Origin of the sequence: Flagellimonas sp. HMM57 (genome assembly GCF_021390175.1) — a bacterium.
Classification (GTDB): domain Bacteria; phylum Bacteroidota; class Bacteroidia; order Flavobacteriales; family Flavobacteriaceae; genus Flagellimonas.
This window is the reverse complement of sequence record NZ_CP090004.1, coordinates 3,592,489-3,615,960: the sequence shown is the minus strand read 5'-3', so window position 1 is coordinate 3,615,960 and position 23,472 is coordinate 3,592,489. Positions and strand designations below refer to the sequence as shown.

Annotated in this window: 22 protein-coding genes; 15 read left to right on the top strand and 7 right to left on the bottom strand. The window is 39.3% G+C overall.

Going from position 1 to position 23,472, the window contains the following annotated elements; genetic code table 11:
- Positions 1-5 precede the first annotated feature (5 nt).
- Both LV716_RS16050 and aroC read right to left on the bottom strand, forming a co-directional pair.
- On the bottom strand, positions 6-1,334 hold the full coding sequence (locus LV716_RS16050; protein ID WP_163418790.1) for a dicarboxylate/amino acid:cation symporter: 1,329 nt from the start codon (positions 1,332-1,334) through the stop codon (positions 6-8).
- Positions 1,335-1,391: 57 nt separating this feature from the next.
- Positions 1,392-2,456 (bottom strand): chorismate synthase, encoded by a 1,065-nt coding sequence (aroC, locus tag LV716_RS16045; RefSeq protein WP_163418789.1) that lies wholly within the window; start codon positions 2,454-2,456, stop codon positions 1,392-1,394.
- Between the two features lie 192 nt (positions 2,457-2,648).
- Here aroC and LV716_RS16040 point away from each other — a divergent pair, with 192 nt between their 5' ends.
- Positions 2,649-3,620: a UDP-2,3-diacylglucosamine diphosphatase gene (locus LV716_RS16040; RefSeq protein ID WP_233759160.1), complete on the top strand. Its 972-nt coding sequence runs from the start codon at positions 2,649-2,651 to the stop codon at positions 3,618-3,620.
- Here the strand turns inward: LV716_RS16040 and LV716_RS16035 are convergent.
- Complete coding sequence (locus tag LV716_RS16035) at positions 3,591-6,503, bottom strand: FAD-binding and (Fe-S)-binding domain-containing protein (protein WP_163418788.1); 2,913 nt, start codon at positions 6,501-6,503, stop codon at positions 3,591-3,593. The two genes, LV716_RS16040 and LV716_RS16035, sit on opposite strands and share 30 nt — an antisense overlap.
- 91 nt (positions 6,504-6,594) lie before the next feature.
- On the opposite strand from LV716_RS16035, the gene LV716_RS16030 reads away from it, so the two are divergent.
- Complete coding sequence (locus tag LV716_RS16030; RefSeq protein WP_163418787.1) at positions 6,595-7,089, top strand: hypothetical protein; 495 nt, start codon at positions 6,595-6,597, stop codon at positions 7,087-7,089.
- Positions 7,090-7,314: 225 nt separating this feature from the next.
- Positions 7,315-8,424, top strand: coding sequence for a TlpA disulfide reductase family protein (locus LV716_RS16025; protein ID WP_163418786.1), 1,110 nt, complete (start codon positions 7,315-7,317; stop codon positions 8,422-8,424).
- Here the strand turns inward: LV716_RS16025 and LV716_RS16020 are convergent.
- Entirely contained in the window at positions 8,421-9,071 is a 651-nt protein-coding gene (locus LV716_RS16020; protein ID WP_163418785.1) for a rhomboid family intramembrane serine protease, read from the bottom strand. The genes LV716_RS16025 and LV716_RS16020 overlap by 4 nt on opposite strands.
- 53 nt (positions 9,072-9,124) lie before the next feature.
- Here LV716_RS16020 and LV716_RS16015 point away from each other — a divergent pair, with 53 nt between their 5' ends.
- Both LV716_RS16015 and LV716_RS16010 read left to right on the top strand, forming a co-directional pair.
- Entirely contained in the window at positions 9,125-10,036 is a 912-nt protein-coding gene (locus tag LV716_RS16015) for a lysophospholipid acyltransferase family protein (RefSeq protein WP_163418784.1), read from the top strand.
- A gap of 126 nt (positions 10,037-10,162) precedes the next feature.
- The gene (locus LV716_RS16010) at positions 10,163-10,696 is read left to right on the top strand and encodes a nuclear transport factor 2 family protein (protein ID WP_163418783.1); all 534 of its coding nucleotides are present in this window, start codon (positions 10,163-10,165) and stop codon (positions 10,694-10,696) included.
- Positions 10,697-10,704: 8 nt separating this feature from the next.
- Here the strand turns inward: LV716_RS16010 and glmM are convergent, their stop codons facing one another.
- Positions 10,705-12,096, bottom strand: a complete 1,392-nt coding sequence (glmM, locus tag LV716_RS16005) for a phosphoglucosamine mutase (protein ID WP_163418782.1) — start codon at positions 12,094-12,096, stop codon at positions 10,705-10,707.
- Between the two features lie 90 nt (positions 12,097-12,186).
- Between glmM and LV716_RS16000 the strand changes: the two genes are divergently transcribed.
- Genes LV716_RS16000 through LV716_RS15985 form a run of 4 tightly spaced genes read left to right on the top strand, consistent with a single transcriptional unit; the run spans position 12,187 to position 16,063 of the window.
- Positions 12,187-12,780 (top strand): ACP phosphodiesterase, encoded by a 594-nt coding sequence (locus tag LV716_RS16000; RefSeq protein ID WP_163418781.1) that lies wholly within the window; start codon positions 12,187-12,189, stop codon positions 12,778-12,780.
- Positions 12,768-14,450 (top strand): gamma-glutamyltransferase, encoded by a 1,683-nt coding sequence (ggt, locus tag LV716_RS15995; protein ID WP_163418780.1) that lies wholly within the window; start codon positions 12,768-12,770, stop codon positions 14,448-14,450. The genes LV716_RS16000 and ggt overlap by 13 nt, the downstream gene beginning before the upstream one ends.
- Before the next feature lie 12 nt (positions 14,451-14,462).
- Entirely contained in the window at positions 14,463-15,377 is a 915-nt protein-coding gene (locus tag LV716_RS15990) for a RimK family alpha-L-glutamate ligase (RefSeq protein WP_163418779.1), read from the top strand.
- On the top strand, positions 15,374-16,063 hold the full coding sequence (locus tag LV716_RS15985; RefSeq protein WP_163418778.1) for a hypothetical protein: 690 nt from the start codon (positions 15,374-15,376) through the stop codon (positions 16,061-16,063). Before LV716_RS15990 ends, LV716_RS15985 begins: the two co-directional genes overlap by 4 nt.
- 6 nt (positions 16,064-16,069) lie before the next feature.
- Here LV716_RS15985 and LV716_RS15980 read toward each other — a convergent pair whose 3' ends face one another.
- Positions 16,070-17,143, bottom strand: a complete 1,074-nt coding sequence (locus tag LV716_RS15980; RefSeq protein WP_163418777.1) for a transporter substrate-binding domain-containing protein — start codon at positions 17,141-17,143, stop codon at positions 16,070-16,072.
- Between the two features lie 50 nt (positions 17,144-17,193).
- A complete protein-coding gene (locus LV716_RS15975) occupies positions 17,194-17,955 on the bottom strand; it encodes a LexA family transcriptional regulator (RefSeq protein ID WP_163418776.1) in 762 nt (253 codons plus the stop codon).
- Positions 17,956-18,102: 147 nt separating this feature from the next.
- Between LV716_RS15975 and LV716_RS15970 the strand changes: the two genes are divergently transcribed.
- The 6 genes from LV716_RS15970 (at position 18,103) to LV716_RS15945 (ending at position 23,443) form a co-directional block, all read left to right on the top strand.
- Entirely contained in the window at positions 18,103-19,365 is a 1,263-nt protein-coding gene (locus tag LV716_RS15970) for a putative DNA modification/repair radical SAM protein (protein ID WP_163418775.1), read from the top strand.
- A 17-nt stretch (positions 19,366-19,382) separates the two neighbouring features.
- The gene (locus LV716_RS15965; RefSeq protein ID WP_163418774.1) at positions 19,383-19,556 is read left to right on the top strand and encodes a hypothetical protein; all 174 of its coding nucleotides are present in this window, start codon (positions 19,383-19,385) and stop codon (positions 19,554-19,556) included.
- A 10-nt stretch (positions 19,557-19,566) separates the two neighbouring features.
- On the top strand, positions 19,567-20,343 hold the full coding sequence (locus LV716_RS15960; protein WP_163418773.1) for a TIGR03915 family putative DNA repair protein: 777 nt from the start codon (positions 19,567-19,569) through the stop codon (positions 20,341-20,343).
- A gap of 159 nt (positions 20,344-20,502) precedes the next feature.
- Positions 20,503-21,054: a hypothetical protein gene (locus tag LV716_RS15955; RefSeq protein WP_163418772.1), complete on the top strand. Its 552-nt coding sequence runs from the start codon at positions 20,503-20,505 to the stop codon at positions 21,052-21,054.
- 129 nt (positions 21,055-21,183) lie between these two features.
- On the top strand, positions 21,184-22,080 hold the full coding sequence (locus tag LV716_RS15950) for a hypothetical protein (protein ID WP_163418771.1): 897 nt from the start codon (positions 21,184-21,186) through the stop codon (positions 22,078-22,080).
- Positions 22,081-22,378: 298 nt separating this feature from the next.
- A complete protein-coding gene (locus LV716_RS15945; protein ID WP_163418770.1) occupies positions 22,379-23,443 on the top strand; it encodes a glycoside hydrolase family 26 protein in 1,065 nt (354 codons plus the stop codon).
- Positions 23,444-23,472 lie beyond the last annotated feature (29 nt).

Here is a 23,472-nt window from a genome sequence, read left to right as displayed (position 1 = left end):
TGGTTTTATGGATTAATCTCATCTAAATGGTCATCCCATTCCTTTATGTTGGGTTCTCCCAATTTTCCAACGGATTTGGCCACCACCATAGAAACTGATGCATCTCCCGTAACGTTTACCACGGTCCTGCACATGTCCAAAGGTCTGTCCACAGCAAAAATTAAAGCCAGGCCAATCGCTAGCTTATCTGCAGGAAAACCGATAGATTCCAAAACTATCACGAGCATTACCATACCCGCTCCGGGAACAGCTGCAGAGCCTATTGATGCCAATAAAGCTGTCAGAACTATGGTCAATTGGTCTGCAAAGGTAAGATCAAAACCCAAGGCTTGTGAAATAAAGACTGCCGCAACACCCTGATATAAACTTGTTCCGTCCATATTGATAGTTGCACCAACGGGCAGAACAAAGCTTGAAACTTCTTTATCAACACCGATATGCTCTTCCACTCTTTCCATGGTAACCGGTAAAGTGGCGGCACTGGAACTAGTAGAAAATGCCAGTAATTGTGCAGGGCTTATTTCTTTCAAAAACCAGAAAGGATTTTTTTTGGTGAATACTCCCACCACGATAGTATAGAATATAATCATTAAGAAAAGTCCCAATACGACTACACCTGCATACTTCAACAAGGCCAATAAAAGGTCGGGGTCACTGGAAGAGACCACTACTCCTGCCAACAGCGCAAAGACAGCATAAGGTGCGGTAAGCATAATTAAATCGACCATCTTGAGCACAACATCATTTAGGGCATCAAAAAAATCTTTTAAAGGTTTTGCCCTTTCCTCTCCAATGAGCAACATGGAAATCCCCAAGAAAATGGTAAAGAATATTACCTGAAGCATCAGTGTATTATTACTTAGTGCAGCAAGCGCATTCTCCGGAACCATATCCACCAAAAACTGGAGCGGACCGCTATTTTTCTGTTTTGAGGCTTCTTCTAGCTTATCGGTTACTCCCTTGTCGCTGGCATATGTCTCCGTCAATTTAGCAATTGTCTCCTCAGATATACCTTCTCCCGGTTGTGCTATGTTTACCAAAACAAGACCTATGGTTATTGCAACCACGGTCGTTGCAACATATATCATAATCGTACGCAAACCAATATTTCTAAACTTTGAGATATCCTTCAAATCAGAAATTCCTTTGACCAAAGAGGCAATGATCAAAGGAATAGCAATAAGTTTTAGTAGTGTTACGAAGATGGTTCCAAAGGGTTGAATCCAATCGGAGACAAAACCTTTTCCCCAATCCACTTGGGTCATTACAAACCCAAATACTATCCCTAAAAGCATTCCGATGAGAATCTGCCAATGCAGTTCTAGTTTACGCATATACAAATTTTAGGAAAGTAAGATACTATTTTGATTGGAAAAACCCTTACCTGACCATTATATTTTATTAGTGCGTGCCAAAAGTGTATAATCTGCCAATACCATTGCTGCCATAGCTTCGACTATTGGCACAGCCCTTGGAACAACACATGGGTCATGTCTTCCCTTGCCTTGGGTCATAACTTTTTCACCCTCTTTGTTGATGGTTTCGTAAGATTGAAGCACTGTGGCCACTGGTTTGAAAGCTATATTGAAATAGATATGCATACCATTGCTTATGCCCCCTTGGATACCACCACTTCGATTCGTAGACGTAGTTCCATCCTCATTAAATTGGTCGTTGTGCTCACTACCTTTCATAAGTACACCTTCAAAACCACTACCATATTCAAAACCCTTAACGGCATTTATGGACAGCATGGCCCTACCTAGTTCTGCATGCAGTTTGTCAAAGACGGGCTCTCCAAGACCAATCGGTATATTTTGAATGACACAGGTAATAACCCCACCAATGGTATCGCCTTGCTTTTTAATGGATTTGATGTATTCTTCCATCTTTTCAGCCATTTCCAAATCCGGACAGCGTACGGCATTTGATTCGATTTTTGAGAAATCGAGCTGTTGGTATTCTTTTTGCAGCTTTATTTCACCTACTTGGGATACGAAAGCATTGATTTTTATGTTTTCAAGAAACTGTTTTGCGATAGCTCCTGCCACTACCCTACTTGCAGTTTCCCTTGCCGAACTTCTACCACCTCCACGGTAATCCCTAAAACCATATTTTTGGTCGTATACATAATCTGCATGGGATGGCCGATAAGAATCCTTGATATGGGAATAATCTTTTGACTTCTGATTCGTATTATGGATAGCAAACCCTATTGGAGTTCCTGTAGTTTTCCCTTCAAACAGACCCGAATAGATTTCTACGGTATCCGGTTCCTTTCTTTGGGTGACTATTGCAGATTGTCCAGGTTTACGCCGGTTCAGTTCAAGCTGAATTTTTTCCAAATCCAAAGTTATTCCCGCAGGGCAACCATCTATCACCCCACCTATTGCCCTTCCATGCGACTCTCCAAAAGAAGTGAGCTTAAAAAGTTGTCCAAAAGTATTTCCCGCCATGTACTTATAAATTGGGTAAGCCTCAAAGGTAGAAGTTCTAGCTCATTTTCAAAAACAAGCTTGCCAGTTAATGTTTATGTAACATTATGATAGCGTTGTTGATGTTTTTTTAACTATATACTCATGAATTATTGATTTGAATTTGATTTTAAGTTTATTCCTACGCTGTTATTTTGCATATAAACTAAACTGTTGAAAAAAAGAAAGATTGAAGTAGCCGTAATTTCGGACGTACACCTAGGTACGTACGGTTGCCACGCCGATGAACTTATCGCATATTTAAACAGTATTCAGCCAAAGAAGCTTATTTTAAATGGTGATATCATAGATATTTGGCAGTTTAGCAAACGTTACTTTCCGGCCTCGCATTTAAAGGTGCTCAAAAAGATTATAGGCATGGCATCCAAGGGCACCGAAGTTTACTATATCACTGGTAATCATGATGAAATGCTCCGTAAGTTCAGTGATACTTCAATGGGTAATTTTAAAATCGCTAACAAGCTTGTACTCAATTTGGATGGAAAAAAGGCATGGATCTTTCATGGTGACGTCTTCGATGTATCTATCCAAAATGCCAAGTGGTTAGCCAAATTGGGTGGGTATGGTTATGACTTGCTTATTCTTATCAATAGCTTCATCAACTGGTGTTTGGCAAAAATGGGCCGTGAACGCTACTCACTGTCCAAGCGGATTAAAAATAGCGTAAAGGGAGCTATCAAGTATATCAACAATTTTGAGACAACAGCCGCCGACCTCGCTATTGAAAATGATTATGATTATGTTATTTGCGGACACATACATCAGCCAAAAAAAGAGCGTTACGAGAACAAATATGGTAGTTGTATATACCTAAATTCAGGAGATTGGGTAGAAAACCTAACAGCATTGGAATATTCTTTTAAACGTTGGAGGATATACTATTACAACCATGACAAGCTATCACCATTTTTTGTTGATGAGGACCTTAAGGAAATGGACATGAACGAATTGATTGCTTCCATTACGGACAAGGAGGTGGTTTCAAAAGAAATAGAACCCAACGATATTATAGAACATATTGGAAAAGATATTATAGAAACGATAGCGCCTGATAATATTGAAACTATAGACCTTGGAGAGCAAGACACCAAACCTCTAGACAATCAAGGCTTGACGCAAGATTGATACTGGATGTTGTGCCTCCCTTTTCGTCCCATCTTTTATTTGATGCCTACAGCTTGTGCCATTGGCCGCTATTATAGTCTCGGCAGTACTTTTTCTTACCGATGGGAACAGCTTTAACTCACCAACCTGCATACTTACTTCATAGTGTTCCTTTTCATACCCAAAAGAACCGGCCATACCGCAGCAGCCGGAAGGAATAATGGAAACCTTGTAATTTTTGGGAAGGTTAAGCACATCAAAAGTTACTTTTTGATCGGATAAAGCTTTTTGATGACAGTGATTATGGATTTTCACCACTCTTTCTTCTTCAGTAAACCTGTTGGGACCAAAAACTCTTTTTTTGATCTCTCTAGCAAGAAATTCTTCAATAAGAAAGGATTTAGAAGCTAACTTATTTACTAGTTCCGTGTCGTTATGTAGTCTTTTGTATTCATCCCTAAAGGATAAAATAGCAGATGGTTCCAGGCCAACAATCGGTATATCTTCCTGAATAATTTTTTTAAGTTTGATTATATTGTTTTTCACCAAGGACTTCGCTTGCTTTAGGAATCCTTTTGATAGGTACGTGCGTCCACTTTCCACATAAAATAACTGTACATCATAGCCTAGCTTGCAAAGTAGCTCAATGGCATCTTTACCTACTTGAACATCCAAGTATTTTGTAAATTCATCAATATACAGCACTACTTTTTTTAAGGTTTTGGTGTTCGCTTTTTTCTGCTTCTTCAAATACCTCTCAAAATTGAACCGATGAACCTCTGGAAGACTACGTTCACTGGCCACTCCTGAAGTTTTTTTCAGCAAACCTCCCAGGATACTGGACTTATAAACCGCATTTGTCAATGAAGGAAATTTGCTCCCCATGGCATTGAACTTGGTATTATAAGCAAAAAGCTTACTGCGCAAAGGATAGCCATTGGATTCTTGGTACTGGTACAAAAATTCAGCCTTTAACGTTGCTACATCCACATTGCTGGGGCACTCACTGGAACAGGCCTTGCAGCTAAGGCAGAGGTCAAAAACTTCTTTTAGCTCTTCCTGATCAAACCGATTTGGCTTTTCCGAATTGGTCAAAAATTCACGCAAAGCATTTGCCCTACCTCTAGTAGTATCCTTTTCATTTTTTGTGGCATGATAGCTTGGGCACATCGCCCCGGACATGGTATGGCTTTTACGACAATCTCCACTACCATTACATTTTTCCGCTGCTTTTAAAATCCCTTCATTATCTGAAAAATCCATCAACGTTTTAATGACAGGCTCCTTTCTATCGATATCATAACGCAAGGATTCATCCATTGGGAAAGCATCCACAATTTTACCGGGATTGAAAATGTTCAGTGGGTCAAAAGCAGATTTTATACGCTTTAGCAGTTCGTAATTGGCCGCTCCTATCATCAACGGTATAAATTCTGCCCTTACAATTCCGTCGCCATGCTCACCGCTAAAACTACCTTTGTATTTTTTGGTCAGCTTTGCCACATCTGTAGTAATTGAGCGAAAAAGAGCTACATCGTCAGACTTTTTTAGATTAAGGATGGGACGTAAATGCAGTTCCCCTGCCCCTGCATGGGCATAATACACAGCATCTTGCCCATAATCCTTCATGATTTGCGTAAACTCACCAATAAAGTTTTTTAAATCTTCCAAGGCAACTGCAGTATCCTCAATACAGGCAACCGCTTTTCTATCGCCTACCATATTCCCCAACAACCCCAAACCTGCCTTGCGGAGTTCTATGGCCTTGTTGATTTCGTCTCCGATCAAAACAGGGCTCGCATAACTCAGCCCAGAACTTTCTATGGTTCTCAGCAAATCTTCAAGTTGGGCTTTTAGTTTATCTTCTGTATCGGCCTTTACTTCCAACATTAATATTGCAGCTGGATCGCCACTCACAAAAAAACGATTTGCCAATTGAGAGCGGTTATTCTTGGTACAGTCCAAAATTACCTTGTCCATCATTTCACAGGTATGCAAATTATGCTGCATTACTGGGGCAACATCGCTCAAACAATCTTCAAGGGTGTGGTAATGGGTTGCGACCATAGCAGACAACGAAGGGGGAAATTCATCCAATTGCAAGGTGATTTCTGTCGTAAACGCTAAAGTTCCTTCGCTTCCTGAAAACAACTTGCACAGATTGAAATCTTCCCCAGTATTTCCAAAAACACGATTCTTTAAGAGCTCATCTATGGCATAGCCGGTATTTCTACGATGAATACTTGGTTTAGGAAATTCTGTTGCTATATTTTCTTGCGTTTTCTTATTGGAAAGTTCTGTTTCAATAAATGCGTATAACTTACCTTCAAGAGAATCCTCTTTTTTCTTGTTCTCGTATTCGTTCTTAGTTATATCTGAAAATAAAGCTTCGCTTCCATCCGATAACACGCACTTCATCTCCACCACTTTATCTCTAGTTACACCGTATTGAATGGATGTAGTTCCTGAAGAATTGTTACCGACCATCCCTCCTATCATGCATCTATTTGAGGTTGAAGTATTAGGTCCAAAAAAAAGACCGAAAGGTTTTAAATACTGATTGAGTTCGTCGCGGACAACGCCAGGTTGCACCCGGACTTGTTTCTTTTCTTCATCCAAATACAAGATATCCGTAAAATGTTTTGAAACATCAACTACAATACCATCGCCCACACATTGTCCTGCCAAGGAAGTACCAGCTGTTCTAGGAATCAATCCAATGGTATGATTACTAGCAAAAGTTATAAGTGTTTTTATATCTTCTATGTTCTTGGGGTATGCAACCGCCAATGGTTTTTTTCGATATACAGAGGCATCAGTAGCGTACAATGCCCTACTTAGGTCATCGCTGAATAATTCTCCTTGGAGTTTTTCAGATAGTTGGGTTAAAGATAATTTATCCAATCTGGAACAATTTTTGGTTACCTAATTCAGTTGTATTGGTCAGAAAGCTTTACAAAGCTATCTTTAAATTTTTTAACTAAAAGAGAAACTTATGAAGATTACCACATTATTTACCTGTCTTTTCATATTTGGGATATTTGCTGTCAGTGCTCAGGACATTTCTGACCATACCATAGGGTTACGTTTAGGCGATAGCGATGGGTTTGGCGCAGAAATTTCCTATCAAAAATCAATTGGTCGTTACAACCGTGCCGAATTCAACTTGGGCTGGCGCGATAGCAGACGATTTGATGCATTTAAACTCTCCGGGACTTACCAATGGGTGCATCAAATTGAGGGAAATTTTAATTGGTACTACGGTTTTGGTGGTGGATTGGGAAGCGTTGAATTTGAACCAGAACCAGATGGTGAAGACAATGATGGTCTTTTTGTATTTGCAGCCGGTGTTCTTGGTGTAGAGTACGACTTTGACATCCCACTACTTCTTTCATTGGATTTTAGACCAGAAATCGGGATTTTAGGTTACGATGGTTTTAATGATAATTTTGATTTTGATATTGCACTTGGTATACGATATCAGTTTTAGACTTACAAGATAGAAGAACCAAGACCGCTTCGCTGCCAGAGCAGAGAAACTGGGCTTTTGTCTTGGTTCTTAGTTCTATATTCTGATATCCCGCTAGCCCATAGGAAATCATTACTATCCTATTCCAATATTCTGGAACAGGGCCTTGAGGAATTTCATCGATTAGAGACGAAGGTTTTTATATGCGATAAGGAATGAATACCTTCGCAACTTAAATTGAAACAAATGAAAAAAGTACTTGCAATTGCTACAGGAATTCTATTCTTAGCATCATGTAATTCAAAACCGGAAGGATATACTTTAAAAGCTACTGTTACGGGAGAATTGGAAAATGGTACCCAAGTGTACCTAAAAACCACCGACTCCCTTAACCAATTGGTGGATATTGATACAACCACAGTAGAAAACGGAGCATTTACTTTTACAGGCTCGCAAGAAAAACCTATGCTCTATTATGTATTTATTGAGAAAAATAGGGGTAATATTCCATTTGTACTTGAGAACGGTGATATTGAGGTAAAGTTTCAAAAGGACAGCATGAACTACGCAAAACTGAAGGGTACACAACAGAATGAGCTCTTTATGAACTTTTTGACCGAATCGAGAAAACTTTCGGAAAGAGCAAGGTCTATGCAGAACGATATGCGCAATGCCGCTCAAAAGCAGGATTCGGCAACCGTTACTTCATTACGGGAAGAATACATAGAGTTTCAAGATGAGGTAAAAACCTTTAATGTTGACTTCGCCAAAGAAAATCCCAATGCATTGATTTCTGTATTGATCATAGGTAATTTAATGATGAACAAGAGTGTTCCCAATGATGAAATCAAAGGTATGTACGAAGCGCTTACGCCAGAGATGAAGCAATCGAAGCCAGGCGAACAATTAAAAGAGCAATTGGAAAAGCAAAAAGCTACTGATATAGGGGGTATAGCTCCCGAATTTTCAGCTCCAACACCAAATGGAGAGCTACTGGCATTAAGCGATGTTAAAGGAAAGCTGACCCTAATAGATTTTTGGGCAGCTTGGTGCCGTCCATGTAGAGCGGAAAATCCAAATATTGTTTCCGTTTACAATAAATACCATGAGAAAGGCCTAAATGTAATAGGCGTTTCTCTGGATGCCCGCGCAGAAGACTGGACAAAAGCCATCGAAAACGATGGATTGGCATGGAATCACATCTCCAATTTAAAACGATTTCAGGACCCAGTAGCCCAATTGTACAATATCAATGCGATTCCCGCAGCTTTCCTTATCGATGAGAATGGTGTAATCGTCGCAAAGGACTTGAGAGGTCCTGCTTTGGAACAAAAAGTAGCTGAACTGCTCAACTAGATTTTCCCCAACTTTTCCAGTACAAAAAGAATCAATATCGGGATTGCCAATAATACAACGATCAAAGTGTCAGTTACAAAAAGCTCAGGTTTTAAAAGAAGCGTAACGGCATAACCTCCAATTGCCCCACCAAAATGGGCCGTGTGCCCAATATTTCCCAACCTGCTTTTCATACCATAAATAGAATATAATAGGTAAGCTATTCCCAATACATATGCCGGTAATGGAATTGGAATAAACATGATTCCCAGTTGCATATCAGGATTCAATAAAATAGCTGCGTATAAAATTCCTGTTACCGCACCACTGGCACCAACTGCACTGTAAAAAGGCTCATCTTTATGGAAAAAGAGTGCTAAAAGGCTTCCTCCCACCAGGCTTATAAAATAGATAATCAAAAACTTGGTAGCACCAAACCAACCAATGACCACATTTGCAAAGAAATAAAGCGTGAACATGTTAAAAAAGAGATGGGAGATATCAACATGCAAAAACCCAGAAGTTACTGTTCTTTCCTTTTGTCCAGCCTTTATTCCGCCTATACTGAACTTATATCTGTCAAAAAAAACAGAATCACTGAATCCCCTTAGGGAGACAAGAATATTTGCTGCAATAATGGCTATTGTGGCAGCATGTAAATTGTACATACACTTTCAAGTTTGGGTTCAAATATAGCTATATTTGCGCACAAGAATTACGTATGCAATTAGTTGTTTTTATCCTTGTTTATCCGCTTCTCTGGTTGATTTCGAGACTCCCTTTTTGGGTGCTTTATTTTATTTCGGATATTGTTTATCAATTACTGTATCATGTTTTTGGGTATCGTAAAAAAGTAGTACGCAGTAATTTAGCATTAGTTTTTCCAGAAAAACCTGAAGCGGAGCGTTTACTAATAGAAAAGAAATTCTATAAACATCTTTGCGATATTTTTTTAGAGATGATAAAAACATTGGGCATAAGCAACGAACAAATGCAGAAACGATATGTTTTCTCCAATGTTAAAGTGTTTAAAGAGTTAGAGCGAAATGGAAAGAACACCATGATCATGATGCCCCACTATGCAAGTTGGGAATGGGTATTTTCCCTGAATTCCTACGTAGAATCCGAAGCATATGCCATTTATCAAACAATTCAAAACAAGTATTTTGATAAGTTGGTGCGTGATATCAGAAGTAAATATGGCACTACACTTATAAGAACCCATGAAAGCCGAAAAATTATAAAAGATGCAAAAGAAAAAGCTGAATTAATAACGGTTGGTATCATTAGCGACCAATCTCCAATGATGAATAGGGCAAGGCATTGGGCAAATTTCATGAATATATTGGTACCCATTCACGTTGGTGGCGAAGAACTATGCAAAGCCCATGACATTGTGCCCGTTTATCTTAAAGTGAAAAAAGTGAAACGTGGTCATTATGAAGCGACTTTTAAAGTCTTGACCGAACGACCTACAGAAGTGAAGGACTACGATATTTCCGAAGCCTTTATAAAAGAGACCGAAAAGTCAATACGTGAAGCACCTGAATACTATTTTTGGACACACAAAAGATGGAAACACCGAAATAAAGCTCCAAAAGAATTTCAAGCTGATGTAACGTCCAACACATAGTATTAGTGTTGTCAATATAAAAAGGTTTGACTTAGCCTACCATTTGATACACACTATTTTTACCAACCCTTAGACAAACAAAATCAAAGATTCCTTACCTTGTGTATCATTCAAAAAATATAAAATATGAGGTATTCAATTCTGTGTTTTTTTCTTATTGCTGGATTTGTGAACGGACAAAATAGTGATCGTGCAATCTCAGAGGAATTACTGGATTCGATAAAAACAGAGATATGGATTCCTTTTATGGAGTCCTATGCTTATTTAGATTCAGATAAATTGAAGTCCATTCATTCCGATGAAATTGTGAGAATAACATTGGACCAGAACAACATTCAAACAGGTCAAGATTATTTAGAGAATTTTAGCGGATATATCGACGACGTAAAACAGCAAGGTGGCGGTTTGGATATTTCATTCGTCATTTTGTCCACTGCAATCAATGAAACCGAAGATATTGCTTATCAAACTGGTTATTATCGTTTCAGTTCAAAACAAAAAGGTGAAAAAGATTTAAGCATACGAGGATACGGAAAATTTCATGTGACCCTTAAAAAAGAAGAAGGTTTATGGAAATTGGTATTGGATTCTGACAAAAGAATACAACTTTCCCACAATGAATTTAATGGTCAAAAAACAATCTATAAATTAGAACGATAGACTAAGACTCAATCAAGCCCAGCTATCACCTTGATTTCACCAATTATCCTATCAGCGAGAGCGTCGGCGGCTTCTTGCGACTTAGCTTCGGTATAAATCCTAATGATAGGTTCCGTGTTCGACTTACGCAGATGTACCCAATTTTCTGGAAAATCGATTTTAACACCATCAATTATAGATACTTCTTCGCCTTTATACTTTTCGTGCATGGCTTCCAGCAAAGCATCTACATCCAACTCTGGAGTTAATTGTATCTTCTTTTTACTCATAAAATAGCTGGGGTAACTTGCCCTTAGTTCGGCAACTGTACCTCCCTTTTCTGCCATATGCATCAAGAACAAAGCGGTACCTACCAATGAATCCCGTCCATAATGACTTTCAGGATAAATAATTCCACCATTACCTTCACCACCTATTATCGCATTGTTGGCCTTCATTTTGGTGACAACGTTTACTTCACCAACTGCAGCTGCTTCGTACGTTCCGCCATGTTTTTGGGTAATATCCCGCAACGCCCTGGATGAGGACAGATTGGAAACTGTATTTCCCTTGGTTTTCCCAAGTACATAGTCAGCGCAGGCAACCAGCGTGTATTCCTCTCCAAACATTTCACCATCATTGCTGATAAATGCCAATCGGTCAACATCTGGATCTACGACAATACCAAAATCAGCTTTTTCCTCAACAACCAATTTACAGATATCCCCTAAATGTTCTTTTAAAGGCTCTGGATTATGTGGAAAATGTCCCGTTGGTTCGCAATAAAGCTTAACGACTTCCACGCCTAATTCTTCAAGAAGCTTTGGGATAGCAATGCCCCCAGTGGAATTTACCCCATCAACAACAACCTTAAACCCTGCCTTTTTTATGGCTTCTTTGTCCACTAAGGGTAGGTTTAAAACTTCATCAATATGGATATCGATATACGAATCGTTCTTAATGACCGTTCCCAAATCATCCACTTCTGCAAAATCAAAATCTTCTTTTTCCGCAAGCTCCAATATGATAGCCCCTTGTTTTGCGTCCAAAAACTCTCCTTTCTCGTTCAATAGCTTTAGTGCGTTCCATTGCTTTGGGTTGTGACTTGCTGTCAAGATGATTCCACCATCGGCATTTTCCATAGGAACTGCGATTTCGACCGTTGGCGTTGTGGACAATCCCAGATCAACAACATTGATACCAAGCCCAACTAATGTAGAAACCACTAAATTTTGAATCATTTCTCCAGACAGTCTTGCATCGCGACCAATTACGACCGTTAGTTTTTCTTTTCCAGCATAATCCTTCAACCATGTTCCATAGGCTGCCGCGAATTTTACCGCATCGATTGGTGTAAGATTATCGTTTGTGCTACCGCCAATGGTACCACGTATTCCAGAAATTGATTTAATAAGGGTCATAATTGTTAAAAAAGTTTTTGCAAATATAATTGGCTGACTGCTATTCCGTGTTTCGAATTTGTAAATTTCGACAGAAAAGAAAATTATTCTATGAATTTTCTAGCACACATTTACCTTTCCTTTGGTGATGATGAAATTACTTTGGGCAATTTCTTCGCAGATCATATCAAGGGAAATAAATACAAACACTTTCCCGAAAGGGTTCAAAAAGGGATATTGTTACATCGTGAGATAGATACATATACCGACTCCCATCCCATTACTAAACAAAGTAGTAAACGGCTACACCACAATTATAGCCATTACAGTAGAGTGATCGTGGATATATTCTACGATCATTTTCTGGCAAAGAATTGGTCATCCTATTCTAAAACTCCCTTAGACATCTTTGTTGAACGCTTTTATGATCTTTTAGAAGATAATTATGATATGCTGCCACTTGCAACCCAGCGCATGATGCCCTATATGATTTCTGGAAATTGGCTGTTGAGTTATGCCGATTTACAGGGTATCTCCAAAGTTTTGGAAGGTATGAACCGTAGAACCGAAAACAAGTCCAAAATGAATTATGCCATCATAGACCTAGAAGAGCACTATGAAGCCTTTGAAAATGAATTCACCCTCTTTTTTAAAGAATTGATTACCTTTTCCCAACAAAAATTTGATTCCCTATGCGAAGATTAATACTGCTTGTCCCCTTTCTTTTATTCCTAAACTGTAAAAAACAACCTGCTATCCCAACGGGAACTGTAGCTGAAAAAGCAATGGTGGTCTCTGCACGGGAAGAGGCCTCAAGAATTGGCTCGGAAATTATGGGAAAAGGCGGTAATGCCTTTGACGCCATGGTCGCTACGGAAATGGCACTGGCAGTCGCCTACCCTTTCGCGGGAAATCTTGGTGGTGGTGGATTTATGGTGTACAGAAAAAACAATGGTGATGTAGGTGGACTGGATTATAGGGAAAAAGCGCCTTTATCCGCATACGAGGACATGTACTTGGATTCCTTGGGCAATGTTATCCCAAATCTAAGTACGAAAGGTGCTACGGCGTCTGGGGTTCCTGGAACCGTTGCAGGAGTTATGGCAGTACATCAAAGGTTTGGTTCCCTGCCCCTTTCTGATATTTTGACCCCGGTAATCAAACTTGCTAAAAGAGGTGTTGTCGTGACGGAGAAACAGGAAAAGCGATTGGAAAGTTATCGTGAGCGTTTTATCGAAGCCAATGGGGACAGTACTAAGTTCGCAACCAATTTCAAAGCTGGGGACACTATAAAATACCCTGCACTGGCAAGAACCATGGAAAAAATCCTTAAAGAAGGTAGGGATGGATTCTATAAAGGCGAGGTTGCACAAAAACTTGCTGCTTTCATTCAGGGAAAAGGCGGGTTTATCACCGAGGAAGACCTAGAAAAATATAAGGCCAAATGGCGTGAGCCTATTATTTTCGACTATAAGGACCTTCATATCATATCCATGAGTCCGCCCAGTAGCGGAGGAGTGACCATCAATCAGATTTTTAAGATGATGGAGCCTTACAAGGTTTCCGATTTTGGACACAATTCCACGAAAGCCATTCAACTGTTTACGGAAGCATCACGCCGCGCTTATGCAGACAGAAATTATTTTTTGGGAGACCCTGACTTTGTGGATATTCCTTTGGATGTCATATTAAGCGATAACTATCTGCAAGAAAGGATGCAGAATTTTTCATTTGAAAAAGCCACCTTGTCCTCTGCTGTGGAGCATGGAAAAGTGGAAATAGCAGAAAGTATGGAGACCACCCATTACTCCATTGTGGACAGTCAAGGAAATGCGATATCCGCCACCACAACGTTAAACGGGGGCTATGGTTCAAAACTGTATGTGGAAGAACTCGGTTTTTTTATGAACAACGAAATGGACGATTTTAGTTCCAAGCCCGGAGTTCCCAACATGTTTGGTCTAATAGGTGCCGAAGCCAATAGTATAGCTGCGGAAAAACGAATGCTGAGCAGTATGACACCAACCATAGTAGAAAAAGACGGAAAACTCTACATGGTTGTGGGCACGCCTGGTGGCTCTACCATCATTACCGCGGTGGTCCAGACCATTCTTAATGTTTATGAGTTTGATCTTAGTATGCAAGATGCCGTCAACGCACCCCGTTTTCACCATCAATGGCTGCCAGATGTCGTTATTTTTGAACCAGAGGGTTTCTCGCCAGAGCTAAAGGACGAATTGAAATCCAAAGGTTATATCATCAATGAAGAAAGAACCCCAATTATTGGTAAGGTCGATGCCATTCGCGTATTGCCCAATGGAAAATTGGAAGGTGGTGCGGATAAAAGAGGCGACGATACCGCAATTGGCTTTTAAATATCCCCTACTATGTACGACATTGTAATTCTTACCGACCGAAGGTATATCGACCCAAAAGAGAAAAACGAATATACCGATAACATTTTGCTGGAGGACAGGTTGGTGGCAGAAGCCTTTGAAAATATTGGACTGAAGGTCATCCGAAAATCTTGGGATGATCCAAAATTTGATTGGACAAGTACGAAGTATGCACTTTTTAGAACAACTTGGGATTATTTTGACCGTTTTGAAGCGTTTTCCAAGTGGTTAGATACAGTTTCAACTCAAACACGATTGATCAATTGCAAAAAACTCATCGACTGGAACATTGACAAACACTACTTGAAGGATTTGGCCGCTGCCGGCATAACTATTCCCAAAACGGTATTTGTTGAAAAAGGTATGGAAACTTCGTTGGCAAAAACCTGTGAAGAGGCGAAAGAAAAGTATCATTTCAAATCCAATTCGTTTGTTTTGAAACCCTGTGTTTCCGGTGCGGCGAGACATACTTATAAATTTGATGTCTCTGAAATAACCCAGCACGAAACCATCTTTAAAGAACTCATTGCCACCGAGGCTATGATGCTCCAAGAGTTTCAGCATAATATTGTTGAACAGGGAGAAATATCCATGATGGTCTTTAATGGCAAATTTACCCATGCCGTATTGAAAGTTGCTAAGCAAGGAGACTTTAGGGTACAAGATGATTTTGGTGGAAGTGTTCACGATTACAAACCTTCCAAAACAGAAATTGAATTTTCAGAAAAAGTAGTGAATGCCGTTCCTGAACTTCCCATCTATGCCAGAGTTGATATCTTTAAAGACAATAATAGCGATTGGGCATTGGCCGAGTTGGAAATTTTTGAACCTGAACTTTGGTTCAGGCATAATCCGGAAGCAGCAATTGTTTTGGCACTAACCATTAAAGAAAGATACTTTTCATGAAAAGGGTTTTAAAAATAGTGATAATCTTGATTTTGGGGTTGGTCATTTTCCTGTTGATCAAGCATGAGCCTTTACCTGAAGGAAGTGCGCCTCTGGACGCGGATAAACTCGCAACTAAAATGCTAAATGCCCTTAATTATGAAAAATACAAGGACACCCGTTTCTTGGAATGGTCTTTTCAGAATGGTACGAACAATTACAAATGGGATAAAGAAAATGGAATTGTTGAAGTCAAGTGGGATGAGTATACTGTAAAATTGGACTTGGTTACGCATGCAAGTAGTACAGCAGAAAAAACAGGAACCAAGTTATCCAACGAAGAAAAGGAGAAAATTACGTCCAAAGCCCTAAAATTGTTTAACAACGATTCTTTCTGGTTGATAGCACCCTATAAAGTATTTGATGAAGGCACTACAAGAAGCCTTGTAACACTAGATGATGGCTCCAAAGGCTTGTTGATCACCTATTCCAAAGGAGGTACAACTCCAGGTGATAGTTATTTGTGGATATTAAATGAAAATGGGTTTCCGATCAGCTATAAAATGTGGGTGAAAATTATCCCTCTCGGAGGTCTCGAAGCCACCTGGGACGACTGGCAAGTAATGGAAAGTGGGGCTTTCTTGCCTAAATCACATCAACTTGGCCCTTTTACATTGGGAATGGGCGATGTTAGGGCTTATAACTGATTGTCCTTATATTTCGCTCAAGCCATATTCAGCCAGTACTACGCTCCATTCTTGTGTTTCCATAATCTCTAGGATAACCTGAGATATTTTTTGCTCCAATGCCGTATTGTTTTTCACAATACCAAAAGCATAAAACTGTACATCAAACTTAATGGGCAACAATTCTAAATTGGTTAGTGTGGAGTCTTTTTTAATTCTATATTGTAGAATAGGCTCGTCATAGATAAAAGCGTCTATTTTCCGTTTTCTTAAGTCGGTAAGCCCAGGTATAACACTTGAATATGTGTTGATATTTTTAAAAAAATGGGTTTTTAAAAAATCATTGGCACTCGAATTGTTTACGGTGCCAACATTCCGATTTTTGAAGGCGTTAAAACTATCGGTAGTGTCGGCAAGCTGATTTACGGTTAAACTGGATGCTATGCTGGCCGTGAGCCCAGAAACGAATAAAAGCCCACTGAACATCAATCCTAGAGCAGCAATTTTACCCATTCTGGTTTTTGGTGCCTTATCACCATAACCCACTGTGGTCATCGTTACTACGGACCACCAAAGTCCATCCCATATTCCTCTTGCACCCGGGCGAAAATGTGCTGCATTTTTTCGCCGTTCAAAAAGCCAGATAAGGGTTCCAAAGAAGAGTAAGATAACGAATAAGAGAAGAAACCCGCGTAGAAAGTTGATATGTAAAAATGCCTCTAAAAAAGTTCTTAATTTTTGGAAAGAGGTGCTTTGGGTCACAGCAATAGTGGAATGAGAAGCAAAAAAAGAATGTGTAAACTCCATATGCTTACTCCGTTCCCCAGTTATGGTCAAAGGGTTGATGCTTACGTCTATGCTGCCTGCCTTCAAAGCATCGAGCATATCAGAAAACTCCATCGAGACCATTTTGTACTCCAAATCAAGTTCTTTCGCTACTTGTTTCCAAAGCCAAACATTGATGCCTTCCAAAGATTCATTTTCGGTTATAATGAAAGGTGCTGCCCGAGTGTACCCGATTTTTAAAGTATCTCCTTGAGCTTGAGAAAATGCCGACGAAAACGCACACAGGAGCAACAGCGTAACTAAAAGATGCTTCACTACTATAAAGAGGTTGGTTAAAGCTCTAAGATAGTCAAGAATTTAAGAAACTAGTTTTTTACACCTCCCACTTGCCGTTTCAGTTCTTCCATAGATTGTTGTAATTGTCGCAGCAGCCCGGTTTCCGTAGTTGCATCAACATTAAAGGTCAATTTACTGCTGACCTCCCATATTTCCTGTATTTGGAAAGGCTTAATATCGTACGGTGGGTATGTTTCGTTCAAAGAGACCAGCGTAATGTTATTGGAATTTGGTCTTTTTTCGATTTTCTTGACCAATACGGCATCTTGAAGCACAACCACATACATTTTATTCGCATTTACGTAATCAATATGTTCTATGGCCCTGGCCAGTACCCAATCATTGGGCTTCAAATTTGGGAGCATACTATCTCCTTCCACTTGAAATCCCCTATATGTGGCATTTCTAAATTCGGGAATGGGCAAATCAAAAGCGGGAAGTTGGTGATACCAGCTCGTATCGGCAATATTTTGTGGATACCCTGCAGCAGCCTTGGCATTCACTAGCACCATGTTATCATTATCTGCACTATCCACCGTAACCACTTTAGGAATTACGCTGGTACGCGAAGTCTCTAGGTGTTTTTCCTCACTTTCCCCAAAAAGCCAAAGTGGATTGATATTAAATTGCCTTAACAACTCCACTACTACTCTTCCTGAAAGTTTGGTCCGTCCTCGTTCAATATCCGCAGTAGTGCTGGAAATGCCTAAAAGTTTTGCAAACTCAGCTTGAGTATGTCCAAGTTCCCTTCTTATCTCTGTAAATCGTTTTAAGGTTATTTCATTCTCCATAGTGCTTTAGCTTTTGGGTCGAGGACAGTCGAGCTGACTTCTCTACACTCCAAATATACTGATTTTGGAATATTTCCAAAAAATAATTTGGAATATTTCCATTTTTAGGAATATTTCCATAATTTTGGAGTAATTACAATCTACGCTATGAATTTTGAAAGAATACAAGAAAAGTTAACCATTTTGGCAGATGCAGCTAAGTATGATGTATCCTGTTCCAGTAGTGGTAGCAAACGTACCAATACCAATAAAGGTTTGGGGGATAGCTCGGGAATGGGAATTTGCCATAGCTATACCGAAGATGGACGCTGTGTATCCCTTTTAAAAATATTATTGACCAACCACTGTATTTTTGATTGTGCGTATTGTGTTACGCGAAAAAGTAATGACATTAAAAGGGCTGCTTTCAAAATTCAGGAAGTGGTCGACCTCACCATCAATTTTTACCGAAGAAATTATATTGAAGGGTTGTTCCTAAGCTCCGGTATCTTCAAAAATGCCGATTATACCATGGAAAGGCTCATTGCGGTAGCTAAAAAACTACGGCAAGAAGAGAATTTTAACGGCTATATTCATTTAAAATCCATTCCCGGCGCCAGTGATGAATTGATGTACGAAGCGGGATTGTACGCAGATAGGCTTTCCGTCAACATAGAAATCCCTACGGTGTCCGGTCTTAAATTATTGGCCCCGGACAAAAAACATGAGGACTTTACCAAACCTATGTTGAAGGTTAAAAATGAACTTATTCGATTTAAAAACGAACGAAAAATCATAAAAAGTACTCCCAAGTATGCCCCAGCGGGACAGAGTACCCAAATGATTGTGGGCGCAACGGGAGAAACGGACAAGGATATTATGTATTCCGCTACCCATTATTATAAAAATTTCAATATGAAGCGGGTCTATTATTCCGGGTATGTGCCCGTGGCCGAGGACAGCCGTTTGCCCTCCATTGGATCGCAGGTTCCCATGTTACGGGAAAACCGATTGTACCAAACCGACTGGCTTTTGCGATTTTATGGTTTTGCCGTAAATGAAATTTTAAATAACGAACACCCCAATCTGGATGTTGATGTAGATCCCAAACTCTCCTGGGCTCTGCGTAATATGCACCATTTTCCCGTGGATGTGAACAAAGCGGACAAGCGCATGTTGGCCCGTATTCCAGGCTTGGGTTTAAAGTCGGTACAGAAAATTGTCAATGCCAGAAAGTTTAGAAAATTGAACTGGGACCATCTTAAAAAAATAGGTGTGGCCCTTAACCGCGCTAAATACTTTATGATTTGCGACTCCAGGAATTGGGAGCGCAGGGATTTGGATGTGGAGAAAATAAAAGGAATGATTTTGCAACATTCGGTAGGAAAGTTTCGGAATCAGTATAGCACGCAACTATCATTGTTTAACTAACACTATTTTAGGAAATCATGGACTATTTAAACCATACCACAAAAGATTTGAATGCCCAAGAACAATCCAACTATATGGAACGTGGTCGCTTTGTGATTTTAAATTTTGGTTATGATTTTATAGCGTTCAAAAGCAAGGCGCGAAAGTCGCTCTCTCGATTAAAAAAACGGTTTACTACCGCTCATCTATAATATCTTGATTATGCAAAACTCCAAAACTTTACTATACGATGGAAGCTTTAATGGCTTTCTTACCGCAGTCTTTGTCGCTTTTGAAGAAAAACTGGACGTGGTGGATATTCAGCGAAACACGAAAGGCCAAAGTGGGCTTTTCTCAGAGACGGAAACCGTTTTTACCAATGTGGAAAAAGCAAAACGCGTGTGGAACGGTATACGCAACAAAAGCAATAATGCCATATCCCAAGTGTATTTTGCATTTTTGAGCGAGATGGAAGGTGTAGAACTCACACTCTATACGTATATCAGAAAATTGATGGCCACTACTCATGTAAAGCAGACCGATTATTCAGATGGTACCGTATTGCGCATTAGCAAACTGGCACGCTCCGTTGGGCGCGAAAAACACCGTATGGAGGCCTTCGTACGCTTTCAATTGACCAAGGACAATATCTACTTTGCCAACATTGAACCAGATTTTGATGTACTGCCCCTTATATCCAAGCACTTTCGTAATCGCTATGCAGACCAGCAATGGTTAATCTATGATGTGAAACGCAAGTATGGTATTTTTTACAATCTAGATCATGTTGAGATGGTATCGCTCAATTTGAACGAAATCCACTTCAATAAAATCCATAGGAGCGATGCATTCTTGAACGAGGAGTACGACTATCAAACACTTTGGAACGATTATTTTAAAAGTACCAACATTAAATCCCGTATCAACAGAAAATTGCATACGCAGCATGTTCCCAAACGCTATTGGAAGTACCTCTCCGAGAAGAAAGAGACCGCATAAGTTTTGTAGTTGCATTTTTTAAAATTGTAACTATCGAATGATGCTGTTTTCAATGGCACAGTTACGTCTTCATCCAGTTTTGAAGGAAAATTCGTTACGATTCGTAATCACAAAGACCGCCTCAACCTCTTCTAATGTCCCGTGTAATTTAACTCAACTATGGACTATATCAGTTTAAGTATATCATTGGCCGTCCTAACTATTTCAGGTTTGACGTTCTGGTTGAGTCGGATTAAAAAAGGAACGGTTAAAATGACCCGCCCTTCCATGATTTATTTTGGTGTGGACAACAAGGGACAGAAGAAAATAGGGATTCGAACGCTGCTCTATAGCACTTCGGAAAAAGGGAAGTATGTGCAATATATGTATGTGCGATTGCAGCGCAGGGAAACGGTTCAAAATTTTAATGTATGGTCCTACAAAAATAACGGCCTTGTTCTAGGTAGCGGATTGTTCGTTAACAAAACCGGGGTTTCGTGCGATCATAGCTTTTTGTTACCAAAAGATGGCACGCATTACACTTTTTTGTCCGGAGAGTACGTACTTCAAGTGTTTATCGAAGCTATTGATGAAAAACCAAAAAAGATTTTTGAACAATGCCTTACGCTATCGCAACAGCAACAAGAAGTCATGGAGCTTAAAAATGGTGCAGTATATTTTAATTGGGCACCAAATGCACAGAATTACTTTTCACATGTTGTTTTAGGATAAAATGCGAAAATGCCAAACCTGAAAGATATTACATAACCTACATTTTACTATGGATATGCTTATTTTTATTATAAGTATATATATCTAAACGTTATTCATAAGCTAAAAAATAACCTAATATCTATTAAAATGAAGAAAATACTATCAAGTGCGATGATTGGATTTCTATCAAGTATGACATTTTCTCAAGTAACTGATACTGGAAACAGAGTGGGAATTGGGGAGTCGACTCCTCAAACCAAATTACATATAAATGTAATTAATGCTAATTCTGAAATTTTAAGATTAGATAACGCTGGACTTAGAGCAACATCGTTTACTAACTATTCAGATGGAACATATGATAATGTAGGAATACAGTTCAAAAAAAGTAGCTCAGAAGGGCAATTCAAGTTCAGTAATCTCAATGGTGACCTTTTGACAATTTTATCCGATGGGAAAATCAACATATCTAATACAAATCCAAATACAGAATTATTGAGATTGGGTAACGCCGAACTTAGAACAACGTCATTTATCAACTATTCGGATGGAACATACGACAATGCAGGATTACAGTTCAAAAAGAATAGTACAGCAGGGCAATTCAAGTTCAGTAATCTTAATGGTGACCTATTGACAATTTTATCCGATGGCGATGTTGGAATAGGAACAACTAACCCTAAAGGATGGAAATTGGCTGTAAATGGAAAAATTAGAGCAAAGGAAATAAAAGTAGAAACTGGATGGTCTGACTTCGTTTTTGAAAAAGACTACTATCTGCCAACCTTAAAAGAAGTTGAAGAACATATCAAAGACAAGGGTCATCTCAAAGACATACCAAGCACCAAGGAAGTCAAAAAAAATGGAATTTTTCTTGGACAAATGGATTCAAAGCTTCTTCTAAAGATTGAAGAATTGACTCTTTACACTATTCAACAGGAAAAGAAAATAGAGGAACTTGAAAGAAAAAATGAGCAATTAGTTATATTGAACGAAAAGCTTCTTGAACTGCAAAAAAGAATGGAGATATTAGAAAAGAAATAAAACCAATGCCTCATTGGCTATAAGTAATGACGCTGTTCTCGCCTACCCTTCGACACGCTCAGGGCATCGCTTCTAAAAATCCTTGCTAATTTTCAGTTTGGTATGTACTTGCCAAGTTAAGTGCAAAACCAAGCAACGAAACATAGGCAGAGCTGCTAAATTTAATATTACAGTCTAGTTACTTTGTAGAAAAATTAAAAGACAAGTAAACAAAAAAGAAATGACTTTACCCTTGACGCTCTGTAAAACAAAATTTCAATATAAGGTTGTTTTTTTAACCGCTATTCTACTACTTTTTATGTCATCGTTCGTCTGGTCACAGGAACAAACAACTAAAGATTCGGAATCAACCGAACTATCCATTGAAAAAATGGTATCACAAATCAATGTAGAAATTGACCCAGAATTTGTTTACGATTACGAGCAGACAAAATTTGTTCCTCTCCATGGAAAAACCCTGCTTATTATGGGACAAACGGTTGAAAGCATTTCAGAATATCTTGAGAATTTTCCTGATCAAAAGATTCCAGGTGGCTGGTCTGCGTATTGGGGGATACCCGAGTTTAAAGGTATTACAGAGTCTCATAAAAATGATACTGGCGGCACACAAAATCACCAAATGTTAATTGATAAGTTTCCCAATACCGTTGTGCACAGTGCTATGTGGATGGTAGGCAAATGGAATGTTGCCGACTTTACTGGTGAAGGTTATTATGATAAGGTCATCAAGAAATACGCTATCTGGGCAAAATCTACGAACCGACCTATATATCTGAGGATAGGCTATGAATTTGACGGGCCACATAACGAACTTGAGCCCAAAAGTTACGTAAAAGCGTACCGGCGCATCGTTGATCTGTTGCGGAAAAAAGAAGCAAACAATATTGCCTTTGTCTGGCATTCATACGCTTCCAAACCGTTCAAAGATTACAAGTTGTCCGCATGGTATCCCGGTGATAACTACGTGGATTGGATAGGTATTTCTGTCTTTGGCCATGCTTATGGCGGTGCTGACTTTGGTCCTTATTGTGATACCGTTTTAAATTTTGCCAAAGAGCACAAGAAACCCATAATGATAGCAGAATCGAACCCTATTAAAGGTATTGATAAAGAAAATATTGAGGTATGGGATGAGTGGTTTGTCAATTTTTTCACCTTCATCTATAACAAGAACATTAAGGCAGTTAGTTTCATAAACGAAGACTGGCAAAGGTTGTTTATCCAGGGGATTTCGCATTGGAGAGATGGACGTCTCTACAATAATGAAAAAATATCAAAAGCCTGGTTCCAAGAAACCAATAAAGAACGTTATTTGAAGCAATCACCTGAACTCTTTGAACAATTGGGGTACTCAAAGCACTGATAGTAAAGATTTATATAAAAGTATTCTGC

Excerpts from the sequence above, each read along its gene's own strand:
- LV716_RS15975 (WP_163418776.1), bottom strand. The coding sequence starts at position 17,955 with ATGGAGAATGAAATAACCTTAAAACGATTTACAGAGATAAGAAGGGAA.
- LV716_RS15985 (WP_163418778.1), top strand. The coding sequence starts at position 15,374 with ATGAAAAGGGTTTTAAAAATAGTGATAATCTTGATTTTGGGGTTGGTC.
- aroC (WP_163418789.1), bottom strand. The coding sequence starts at position 2,456 with ATGGCGGGAAATACTTTTGGACAACTTTTTAAGCTCACTTCTTTTGGA.
- LV716_RS16050 (WP_163418790.1), bottom strand. The coding sequence starts at position 1,334 with ATGCGTAAACTAGAACTGCATTGGCAGATTCTCATCGGAATGCTTTTA.
- LV716_RS16015 (WP_163418784.1), top strand. The coding sequence starts at position 9,125 with ATGCAATTAGTTGTTTTTATCCTTGTTTATCCGCTTCTCTGGTTGATT.
- glmM (WP_163418782.1), bottom strand. The coding sequence starts at position 12,096 with ATGACCCTTATTAAATCAATTTCTGGAATACGTGGTACCATTGGCGGT.
- LV716_RS16010 (WP_163418783.1), top strand. The coding sequence starts at position 10,163 with ATGAGGTATTCAATTCTGTGTTTTTTTCTTATTGCTGGATTTGTGAAC.
- ggt (WP_163418780.1), top strand. The coding sequence starts at position 12,768 with ATGCGAAGATTAATACTGCTTGTCCCCTTTCTTTTATTCCTAAACTGT.
- LV716_RS15970 (WP_163418775.1), top strand. The coding sequence starts at position 18,103 with ATGAATTTTGAAAGAATACAAGAAAAGTTAACCATTTTGGCAGATGCA.
- LV716_RS15960 (WP_163418773.1), top strand. The coding sequence starts at position 19,567 with ATGCAAAACTCCAAAACTTTACTATACGATGGAAGCTTTAATGGCTTT.
- LV716_RS15965 (WP_163418774.1), top strand. The coding sequence starts at position 19,383 with ATGGACTATTTAAACCATACCACAAAAGATTTGAATGCCCAAGAACAA.
- LV716_RS16025 (WP_163418786.1), top strand. The coding sequence starts at position 7,315 with ATGAAAAAAGTACTTGCAATTGCTACAGGAATTCTATTCTTAGCATCA.
- LV716_RS16000 (WP_163418781.1), top strand. The coding sequence starts at position 12,187 with ATGAATTTTCTAGCACACATTTACCTTTCCTTTGGTGATGATGAAATT.
- LV716_RS16020 (WP_163418785.1), bottom strand. The coding sequence starts at position 9,071 with ATGTACAATTTACATGCTGCCACAATAGCCATTATTGCAGCAAATATT.
- LV716_RS15990 (WP_163418779.1), top strand. The coding sequence starts at position 14,463 with ATGTACGACATTGTAATTCTTACCGACCGAAGGTATATCGACCCAAAA.
- LV716_RS15950 (WP_163418771.1), top strand. The coding sequence starts at position 21,184 with ATGAAGAAAATACTATCAAGTGCGATGATTGGATTTCTATCAAGTATG.
- LV716_RS15955 (WP_163418772.1), top strand. The coding sequence starts at position 20,503 with ATGGACTATATCAGTTTAAGTATATCATTGGCCGTCCTAACTATTTCA.
- LV716_RS15945 (WP_163418770.1), top strand. The coding sequence starts at position 22,379 with ATGTCATCGTTCGTCTGGTCACAGGAACAAACAACTAAAGATTCGGAA.
- LV716_RS16030 (WP_163418787.1), top strand. The coding sequence starts at position 6,595 with ATGAAGATTACCACATTATTTACCTGTCTTTTCATATTTGGGATATTT.